The organism is Bradyrhizobium sp. P5_C11_2 (assembly GCF_054049755.1).
On the sequence record NZ_JBFULT010000287.1, the window covers coordinates 1 to 9,448 of the forward strand.

Annotated in this window: 10 protein-coding genes; 9 read left to right on the forward strand and 1 reads right to left on the reverse strand. The window is 65.0% G+C overall.

Features of this window, described 5'->3' with window-relative positions; translation table 11 throughout:
* The 6 genes from ACXJL8_RS24205 to uxuA form a co-directional block, all read left to right on the forward strand.
* Positions 1-472, forward strand: a 472-nt coding sequence (locus ACXJL8_RS24205) for a FadR/GntR family transcriptional regulator (protein WP_456685714.1), incomplete at its 5' end; no start/stop codon positions are given.
* 88 nt (positions 473-560) lie between these two features.
* On the forward strand, positions 561-1,520 hold the full coding sequence (locus ACXJL8_RS24210; RefSeq protein ID WP_456618100.1) for a sialic acid TRAP transporter substrate-binding protein SiaP: 960 nt from the start codon (positions 561-563) through the stop codon (positions 1,518-1,520).
* A 108-nt stretch (positions 1,521-1,628) separates the two neighbouring features.
* Complete coding sequence (locus tag ACXJL8_RS24215) at positions 1,629-2,207, forward strand: TRAP transporter small permease (RefSeq protein ID WP_456618059.1); 579 nt, start codon at positions 1,629-1,631, stop codon at positions 2,205-2,207.
* A 4-nt stretch (positions 2,208-2,211) separates the two neighbouring features.
* Positions 2,212-3,618, forward strand: coding sequence for a TRAP transporter large permease (locus ACXJL8_RS24220; RefSeq protein ID WP_456618058.1), 1,407 nt, complete (start codon positions 2,212-2,214; stop codon positions 3,616-3,618).
* Positions 3,615-4,664 carry an L-idonate 5-dehydrogenase gene (locus tag ACXJL8_RS24225; protein ID WP_456618057.1) on the forward strand — a complete coding sequence of 350 codons (1,050 nt, stop codon included), beginning with the start codon at positions 3,615-3,617 and terminating at the stop codon, positions 4,662-4,664. The genes ACXJL8_RS24220 and ACXJL8_RS24225 overlap by 4 nt, the downstream gene beginning before the upstream one ends.
* Positions 4,665-4,679: 15 nt before the next feature.
* Positions 4,680-5,870 carry a mannonate dehydratase gene (uxuA, locus tag ACXJL8_RS24230; RefSeq protein ID WP_456618056.1) on the forward strand — a complete coding sequence of 397 codons (1,191 nt, stop codon included), beginning with the start codon at positions 4,680-4,682 and terminating at the stop codon, positions 5,868-5,870.
* A 178-nt stretch (positions 5,871-6,048) separates the two neighbouring features.
* Here uxuA and ACXJL8_RS24235 read toward each other — a convergent pair whose 3' ends face one another.
* The gene (locus tag ACXJL8_RS24235) at positions 6,049-6,987 is read right to left on the reverse strand and encodes a LysR family transcriptional regulator (RefSeq protein ID WP_456618055.1); all 939 of its coding nucleotides are present in this window, start codon (positions 6,985-6,987) and stop codon (positions 6,049-6,051) included.
* Between the two features lie 211 nt (positions 6,988-7,198).
* Here ACXJL8_RS24235 and ACXJL8_RS24240 point away from each other — a divergent pair, with 211 nt between their 5' ends.
* From ACXJL8_RS24240 to ACXJL8_RS24250, 3 genes are all read left to right on the forward strand, one after another.
* Positions 7,199-8,281 carry an ABC transporter ATP-binding protein gene (locus ACXJL8_RS24240; protein WP_456618054.1) on the forward strand — a complete coding sequence of 361 codons (1,083 nt, stop codon included), beginning with the start codon at positions 7,199-7,201 and terminating at the stop codon, positions 8,279-8,281.
* A 36-nt stretch (positions 8,282-8,317) separates the two neighbouring features.
* A complete protein-coding gene (locus tag ACXJL8_RS24245; RefSeq protein WP_456618053.1) occupies positions 8,318-9,034 on the forward strand; it encodes an HAD family hydrolase in 717 nt (238 codons plus the stop codon).
* Positions 9,035-9,049: 15 nt separating this feature from the next.
* The coding region (locus ACXJL8_RS24250) for an NAD(P)/FAD-dependent oxidoreductase (protein WP_456685715.1) at positions 9,050-9,448 on the forward strand (399 nt) is incomplete at its 3' end.

The window sequence follows — 9,448 nt, forward strand, 5'->3', positions numbered from 1 at the left end:
CGTCGCCCGCATCGACGCAGCCCTGGTCGCGATGGAGAACGTCGAGCATCCCGGCGAAGCCTCGATGATCCACGACCGCGCCTTCCATGTCGCGATCGCCGGGAGCCTCGGCAATGCCGTGCTGGTGCGCGTGGTCGGCGAACTGTTCGATCAGCGCCTCAATCCCTATTTCGCGCAGCTCGCACATTATTTCGAGAACCCGGGCACGTGGCGCACCGCGCTCGACGAGCACCGCACCGTGCGCGACGCGATTGCAGCGCACGATCCGCAGGCCGCGCGCGAGGCGATGCGCGATCATCTGGTGCGCTCCCAGGAGCGCTTTGCGCAGAATTTTGGCGCCGAGACCGCGGCTGGATCGTCCTCGGAACGGGGCCGGACCGCGCGATCACCGGCAAAGCCGTCAAAACCAGAACAAGCGCCGAAGAGGCAGGCCAAAAAACAGGTCAAGAGCGGCACTGCGCGGCGGCGATGACATTGGGCGGTCCACCTCAGCTTCGGGGTGGGCGAACAAGAAGCAGACTTAAACGATGGAGGAAAAGTCAGTGTTGAAAAAGATGACGATGGTGCTGGCGGTCTCGGCCGCGGCAATGTGTGCGACGACCCATGCCGGCATGGCGCAGACCAAGCTGAAATGGGCCCATGTCTACGAGACCTCGGAGCCGTTCCACACCGCTTCGGTCTGGGCCGCGCAGGAGATCGGCAAGCGCACCAACGGGCGCTATACGGTCGATGTTTATCCGGCGTCCCAGCTCGGCAAGGAAGCCGACATCAACCAGGGCCTCTCGCTCGGCTCGGTCGACATCATCATTTCCGGCTCGAGCTTTGCGGCCAAGAGCTTTGCGCCGATCGGCGTGACTTATTACCCCTACACCTTCCGCGATGCGGACCATCTCCTTGCCTACACCAAGAGCGACATCTTCAAGGAACTCGCCAAGGGTTATGAGGACAAGAGCGGCCACCACATCGTCGCCGTCACCTATTACGGCGTGCGCCAGACCTCGTCGAACAAGCCGATCAAGAGCTGCGCCGACCTCAAGGGCCTGAAGATGCGCGTGCCCGACGTTCCGGCCTATCTGGCGATGCCGCGCGCCTGCGGCGCCAACACCGCGCCGATCGCGTTCGCCGAAGTCTATCTCGCGCTCCAGAACGGCACCGTCGAGGCGCAGGAGAACCCGCTGACCACGATCGAGGCCAAGAAGTTCTACGAGGTGCAGAAGCACATCGTGCTGACCGGCCACATCGTCGACCACCTCAACACGGTGGTGGCGGGCGCGCTTTGGAAGAAGCTCAGCGACGAGGACAAGAAGATCTTCACCGACGTTGCGCAGGAGGCCGCTGCGAAAGCGACCGCGGAGATCAAGCAGAACGAGGCCAAGCTGGTCGCCTTCTTCAAGGACAAGGGCCTGACCGTGACCGAGGTCGACAAGAACGAGTTCCGCGACACCGTGCTGAAGAACGTCGCGTTCGAGACGTTTGGCTATCGCAAGGCGGATTGGGAACGGATTCAGGCGGTCAAGTAATTCACGCCGTCATTCCGGGGCTCGCGAAGCGAGAACCCGGAATCTCGAGGTTCCGGGTTCGACGCTGACGCGTCGCCCCGGAACGACGATTTGGAGAGAGGTAACCCCATGTCGACCGCCGAAATACACCGGCAGATCACTGCGGACGAGATCGCCCATACCTTCGAGGAGGAGGCGGCGCCGAAGGTCGATCTCGGCGTCTACGCTTTCGAGGACTGGGTGGCGCTGGCGATCTTCTGGGTGATGGCGCTCGCCGTCTTCCTCCAGTTCTTCACCCGCTACGTGCTCAACGACAGTTATGCCTGGACCGAGGAGATCGCGACCTATTGCCTGATCGGCGTGGTCTTCATCGGCTCCTCGATGTGCGTGCGGCTGTCGCGGCATATCCAGGTCGACCTGATCTACCGCTATTTGCCGCATCTCGTGGCGCGCGCGCTGTCGACGGCGATCGACCTGATCAGGATCGCTTTCTTCGGCTACGCCATCAAGCTGGTCTGGGTCTACATCCAGATCATCGGCGATGAATCGATGACCACGATCAATCTGCCCAAGGACTACGTCTATTACGCCGTGCTGGCCGGCTTCGTGCTGATGTTCGTGCGCTCGGTGCAGGTGGCCATACAACATTTGCGACAGGGCTACTCGATCCTCGAACGTCCCGGCGCCTACGACGGCTTTGAAGGGTAAAGTCATGCTGCTGTTGCTTGGTGGATTTCTCCTCCTGATGCTGCTCGGCGTTCCCGTGGCGATCGCCATGGCTGCGTCGTCGCTGCTCTACATTCTGGTCAGCGGCGTGACGCCCGATGTCACGCTGGCGCAGCGCATGATCGCCGGCGTCGAGAGCTTTCCGCTGCTCGCCGTGCCGTTCTTCATCCTGGCCGGCAACCTCATGAACATCGCCGGCGTGACCGGACGCATCTACAAATTCGCCGTTGCTCTGGTCGGCTGGATGCGCGGCGGCCTCGGCCACGTCAACATCATCGGCTCGGTGATCTTCTCCGGCATGTCCGGCACGGCGATCGCGGATGCCGCCGGTCTCGGCACCATCGAGATCAAGGCGATGAAGGACCACGGCTACTCCACCGAGTTCTCGGTCGGCGTCACCGCGGCCTCCGCGACGCTCGGGCCCATCATCCCGCCGTCGCTGCCCTTCGTGATCTACGGCATGATGGCCAACGTCTCGATCGGCGCGCTGTTCCTGGGCGGCGTCATCCCCGGCATCGTGATGACACTGCTGATGATGGCGACCGTCACCTACTTCGCGCACAAGAACAAATGGGGCAGCGATACGCCGTTCTCCTGGCCGCAGCTCGGTTCGGCCGGCCTCGAGATCGCCATCGTGCTCGCTTTCCCGCTCACGATCTGGCTGATGGTGGTTGCCGGCATGTCGACCAACATGGCGGTCGTCATCGGGCTCGGCGTGCTGCTCGCGATCGACTGGTACTTCGACTTCTCGGCGGTGATGGCGCTGATGGCGCCGGTGATCCTGATCGGCGGTATGACGCTCGGCTGGTTCACGCCGACGGAGGCCGCGGTTGCCGCCGTGATCTGGTCGCTGTTCCTCGGCCTCGTGCGCTATCGCACCATGACGCTGAAGACGGTGGCGAAGGCGACCTTCGACACCATCGAGACCACGGCCTCGGTGCTGTTCATCGTGACAGCTGCGTCGATCTTCGCCTGGCTGCTGACGGTGTCGCAGGCAGCCCAGATGCTGTCGGACTGGATGCTCAGCATCACCCACAACAAATGGGTGTTCCTGGCGCTCGCCAACGTCCTGATCCTGTTCGTGGGTTGCTTCATCGACACCACGGCGGCGATCACCATCCTCGTGCCGATCCTGCTGCCGATCGTGCTCAAGCTCGGGATCGATCCGATCCATTTCGGCCTGATCATGACGCTGAACCTGATGATCGGCCTGCTGCATCCGCCGCTCGGCATGGTGCTGTTCGTGCTCGCCCGCGTGGCAAAGCTCTCGGTCGAGCGCACGACGGTGGCGATCCTGCCCTGGCTGGTGCCGCTGATGGTGGCGCTGATCGCGATCACCTACATTCCCGAACTGACCCTCTGGCTGCCTAAATATATGGGACTCTCCAAATGACCTCGACCGCTCTCGCTGCAACCCTGTTCGGCCCCGAAGATCTGCGCATGATCGAGCATCCGCTCGACAAGCTGGCATCGGGCATGGTGCGCATCCGCTTCGGCGCCGGCGGCATCTGCGGTTCGGACATGCACTATTTCCGCCATGCCCGGACCGGCGATTTTGTCGTGAAGTCGCCGCTGGTGCTGGGACACGAGATTTCGGGCGAGGTCGTGGAGATCTCCGGTCCCGCGGCGAACCTGAAGGTCGGCGACCGCGTCGCCGTCAACCCGTCGCGCTGGTGCGGCCATTGCGTCGCCTGCCGCGAGGGCCGGCCGAACCTCTGCGAGAACATCTATTTCATGGGCTCGGCCTCGAAGACGCCGCACATGCAGGGTGGCTTCGCCAATTACTTCGATGCGGTCCCGGCGCAGTGCGTGAAGATCCCCGACCATGTGTCCTATCAGGCCGCGGCGTTGGCTGAACCGCTCGCGGTCTGCCTGCACGCGGTCGCGCGCGCCGGCAACATCGAGGGCAAGCGCGGCATCATCTTCGGCGCCGGCCCGATCGGGCTCTTGACCATGCTTGCTGCGCACCGCGCCGGCATGGCCGACATCACGGTGGCCGACATCGCGCCGGCGCCGCTCGCCTTTGCGACCCGGCTCGGCGCCTCGCATGTCGAGAACGTCTCGGCTGGCGAAGAAGGTCTGAAAGCGCAGGCCGCCTCGCGTCCCTACGATGTCGCGTTCGAGGTCTCGGGCACGGCCGCCGGCCTTGCCAGTGCGATCGGCATCGTCCGGCGTGGCGGCGTGGTGGTGCAGATCGGCAATCTGCCAGGTGGCCAGATCCCGACGCCGTCGAACGCCGTGATGGCGAAGGAGATCGACCTGCGCGGCTCGTTCCGCTTCGGCTTCGAGTTCATGACCGCGGTGGAACTGATCGGCGCCGGCAGCGTCGACGTGCTGTCGCTGGTCACCGCCGAGCGGCCGCTGTCGACCGCGCCGGACGCGCTGCGGCTGGCGCTCGACCGCTCGCAGAGCGTCAAGGTCGTGCTGACCGCGAACTGATCCGGGAGACTATTCATGATGCTAGAGGGATGGCGCTGGTACGGGCCGGATGATCCGGTATCGCTCGACGATGTCAGGCAGGCTGGGGCGACCGACATTGTCTCGGCGCTGCATCAGGTGCCGATTGGCGAAGTCTGGACGCGCAAGGCGGTCGAGGAGCGCAAGAACTTTATCGAGCGCGGCCAGCCCGGCCGCTCGCAACTGACCTGGTCGGTGGTGGAATCGATTCCGATCCCCGACGACGTCAAGCGTCTCGGGGCCAAAGCGACGAAGTCGATCGAGGCGTGGATCGCGAGCCTGGAGGCGGTCGCCGCGTCCGGCATCAAGATCATCTGCTACAACTTCATGCCCGTGGTCGACTGGTGCCGCACCGATCTGGAATGGGAGCTGCCGAACGGCGCCCGCGCCATGCGCTTCGACCAGGACCGCTTTGCCGCCTTCGAGCTGCACATTTTGAAGCGCCCGGCCGCCGCGCAGGAATATTCACCGGAGCAGCAGGCGCGCGCGAAAAAACTGTTCGACAAGATGAGCCAGGCGGACATCGACTACCTCATCATGACGATCGCCAGTGCGTTGCCGGGCTCGACCACCGAGCCGATGACGATCCCGCAATTCCGCGACCGGTTAGAGACCTATCGCGACATCACGCCGGTGATCCTGCGGCAGCACCTCGCCGAGTTCCTGGGGCGCGTCGCACCTGTCGCTGAGCAGCTCGGCGTCTCGCTGACGCTGCATCCCGACGATCCGCCGCGGCCGCTGTTCGGGCTGCCGCGCATCGCCTCCAGCGCGGATGATTATCAGGCGCTGTTCGATGCCGTGCCGTCGAAGGCCAACGGCATCTGCCTGTGCACGGGCTCGCTCGGCGTGCGGCCTGAGAACAACCTGCCAGAGATGGCCGAACGCTTCGGCCCGCGCATCGCCTTTGCGCATCTGCGCGCGACCAAGCGCGAGGCCGACGGCCTGTCGTTCTATGAGTCCGATCATCTCGACGGCGACGTCGACATGGTCGCCGTGCTCAAGGCGCTGCTGAAGGAGAACGCCCGGCGTTCGCCCGACAAAAGAATCGTCTTCCGCCCCGATCACGGCCACCGCATGCTCGACGATCTCGCCGCCACCAAGCGCACCAATCCCGGCTACACCGCGATCGGCCGCCTGCGCGGCCTCGCCGAGCTCCGCGGCGCCATCCGCGCGATCGAACATCACTGACCCCGTGATGGAAGGACTCTTCGCCTCTCCCCGCTTGCGGGGAGAGGCCGGATTGCATCGAAGATGCAATCCGGGTGAGGGGGACTCTCCGCGAGTTCAATTCTCACTGTGATTGCGGACGCAGCCCTCACCCCGACCCTCTCCCCGCAAGAACGGGGAGAGGGAGCACCACATCCGCCTAATAGCACGCCGCCAGCGCGCCGAGCTTCGGATAGAGCCGGTTGATCGCCGCGATCTCGCTTTGCATCTGCGCGATGATCCAGTCGCGGATTTCGGCGGCAATCGGGCGCATCGGCCGGTTGCGCGGCGGCAGGAATTCGCAGATGCGGCGCGTGGTGGTGAGCGTGTCGGAGGCCGGCACCAGCGCGCCGGTCAAGAGCCAGTGCGAGGCGACCGTCAGCCAGCCCAGCGCGATGCCCTGGCCAAGAAGCGCAGCCTGCATCACGACGGCATAGTCGGTGAAGCTCAGCGCCTTGGCCGCGCCGCGGCGCCCGGTGAGAAGCGATGCGTAATCCGCGGCCCAGTCGCCGGGCGTCTCGGCGAGGCGGATGATGGTGTTGCCCTCGGCGGGATCGGTCGCGCCGAGATAGGCGGGGCTGCACATCGGCAGCATCACTTCCTTCATCACCAGCGTGCCGCCGGATGACGGCTCGTCGCGGTCGCGGAAGCGCATCCCGAGATCGACATTCTCCACCGGCCCGCGCAGCGCGCCGGAGATCAGCTGGAAGCGCAGATCGACCTCAGGAAACTGGCGCTGCAGCTTGTCGATGCGCGGCATCAGCCAATGCGTGGTGAAGGCGGAGGAGACCGACAGCGTCACCGTCTCGGTGCCCTTGCGGCGCCGCTCGATCTCGACGAGGCCGCTCTCGATACTGCGAAAGCCTTCGAGCACGCGGCGATACAAAAGCTCGCCCTCCTCGGTGAGCACCGCGCGGCCAGCCGTGCGATCGAACAGGCGGACGCCGAGATGCTCCTCGAACTGTCCGAGCATCCGGCTCACCGCCGGTTGCGTCACGTTCAGTTCGGCGGCAGCAGCCGTGAAGCTGCCATTGCGCGCCGCTGCGTCGAAGACGAACAGGGCGTTACTGGAAGGCAGCATCCGGCGCAGCTCGGGCATAACGCCATGTTATGGGCGCGGTGAGAATTTGGCAATTGCTGAGTTTTGCCAAGTCTGGTGTCATTGGCATGACAGCCCAAAGACAGGGGCTTCGAGCGAAGGATTGGTTGCAGTGCACGCTGCAACCAGGAGTGCTCCAAATCCCTGTCTATAATGCAGGCTTATGGCGCGCAGTGAGGCACGCCGGCTGAGGACATGGCGAGGTCGATCGTTGGACAAACGAGCGGAAAGCGTCGAGATCAGGTCCGCGAGCAAGGCTTACGGCGCGGTTCGCGCCCTCGACGACGTGTCCCTCAATGTCGGCGCCGGTGAGTTCGTCTCGCTGCTCGGCCCCTCCGGTTCCGGCAAGACCACGCTGCTCGGCATTTTGGGYGGCTTCATCCTGCCATCGTCAGGCACTATCCTGTTCGGCGGCCGCGACGTCACTTACATGCCACCGCACAAGCGCGACATCGGCGTCGTGTTCCAGAACTACGCGCTGTTCCCGCACATGAGCGTCGGCGAGAACGTCGCCTTCCCCTTGCGCGCGCGCCACCTGCCGAAGGCGAGCTGGCCGGACAAGGTGCGCGCCGCGCTGGCGATGGTCGGCCTTGCCGGCTACGAGGAACGCGGCATCGCGCAGCTCTCCGGCGGCCAGCGCCAGCGCGTGGCGCTCGCACGCGCCATGATCTTCGAGCCGCGGCTGATCCTGATGGACGAGCCGCTCTCCGCGCTCGACAAGCAGCTCCGCGAATCCATGCAGATCGAGTTGCGTGCGCTGCACCGGCGCATCGGCGCCACCATCATCTACGTCACCCACGACCAGCGCGAGGCGCTGACCATGAGCGACCGCGTCGCCGTGATGAAGGACGGCCGGCTGATCCAGATCGACGAGCCGGCGCGCCTGCACGACCATCCCGCCGATTCCTTCGTTGCAAGCTTCATCGGCGAGGCGACGATGTTGCCGGTCCGCCGCGTCGATGCCTCCAGTGTCGCGCTCGGCAACGCCCTGTTGCGTAGTGCCCGCGCCATTCCCGACGGCGATGCCCTGATGCTGGCCGTACACAGCGAGAAGCTGCTGATCGACGACGGCGCGCAGGATGCCGCCTGCAACCGGCTCAGCGGCACCGTCACCGACATCGTCTACCAGGGCGAAAGCCTGCGCATTTTCCTGGCGCTCGAAGGCGGGATCGCGCTCAGCCTGCGCCAGCCGAGCTACCACCAGGCCTACAGCCGCATCCCGCCGCTCGGCGGCAACCTCACCGTCACCCTCCACCCCGAGGACACCATCGTCGTGCCCAGGGTGGGGGACTGAACTTAAGCCCAGTCCAACCCGAGAGAAGAGACCAAAATGTCGTCCCAAGCCGCGTTCAGCAATTTCAAGGTCCTCACCTTCGACGTCGTCGGCACCTTGATCGATTTCGAGACCGGCGTGCTCTCCGCGGTGCGCAGGATCTCGGGCAAGTCGCCAGCCGAGCTCAGCGACGAGCAGATCTTCGAACCCTACAAGCGCGGCCGCGACAAGCACTATGAGCGCTCCAGCGAGGCGATGTTCCACGTCTACCGCCATCTCGCCAAGGAGCTCGGATTGCCTTCCGACGATGCGTCCTGCGACGTCTTCCAGCTCTCGGTGCTTCGCTGGGGCCCGTTCGCGGATTCGGTCGAGGCCTTGAGGCGCCTGCGCACGAAATTCCGTCTGGTTGCGATGACCAATGCGGACCGCGTCGCGCTCTCGTGTTACGCGCACGCGCTCGGCAATCCCTTCGACGACACCGTCTGCGCCGACGACACCGGCGTTGCCAAGCCGAACCCGGAATTCTTCGCCTACAACAAGGGCCGCCAGTCGGCCTTCGGCTACAAGCAGTCCGACATTCTCCACGTCGCGCAGAGCCAGTACCACGACATCGGGATCGCGCGGAAGCTCGGCTACAAGGTGTGCTGGATCGAGCGCCGCCAGGGCATCGCCGGTTTCGGTGGCACGCCGGCGGTGGAGACGCTGACCAAGCCGGACTTCCATTTCCCGACGCTGAAGGCGCTCGCCGACGCCGCCATTGGGCCGGCGGCGTAACGCATGAGTGGCAGCATGACACGGAACTGGAGCGCGCTGCCATCGGCCAATTCGCTGTGGGAAGCCACGGCGGAACCGGCGCGCGAATTTCCGGTCCTGTCGGGCGAGCAGCAGGCGGACGTGGTGATCATCGGTGCGGGCTACACGGGCCTGTCCGCAGCGCACCACATCGCCAAAAGCGGGCTTGCCCCTGTCGTGCTCGAGGCCAACCGCCCCGGCTGGGGCGCGAGCGGGCGCAATGGCGGGGTGATCACCGCAAAGTTCCGCCTGTCGTTTCGCGAAATCGACGCCGTGCACGGCCGCGCCATGGCGCGGCGCATGTACGAGATCGCGCATGAATCCACCGACATCGTCGAGGAGCTGGTGTCCGAGTTCGGCATCACCAGCGCCGCGTTGACGCGCGCAGGCCAGGTC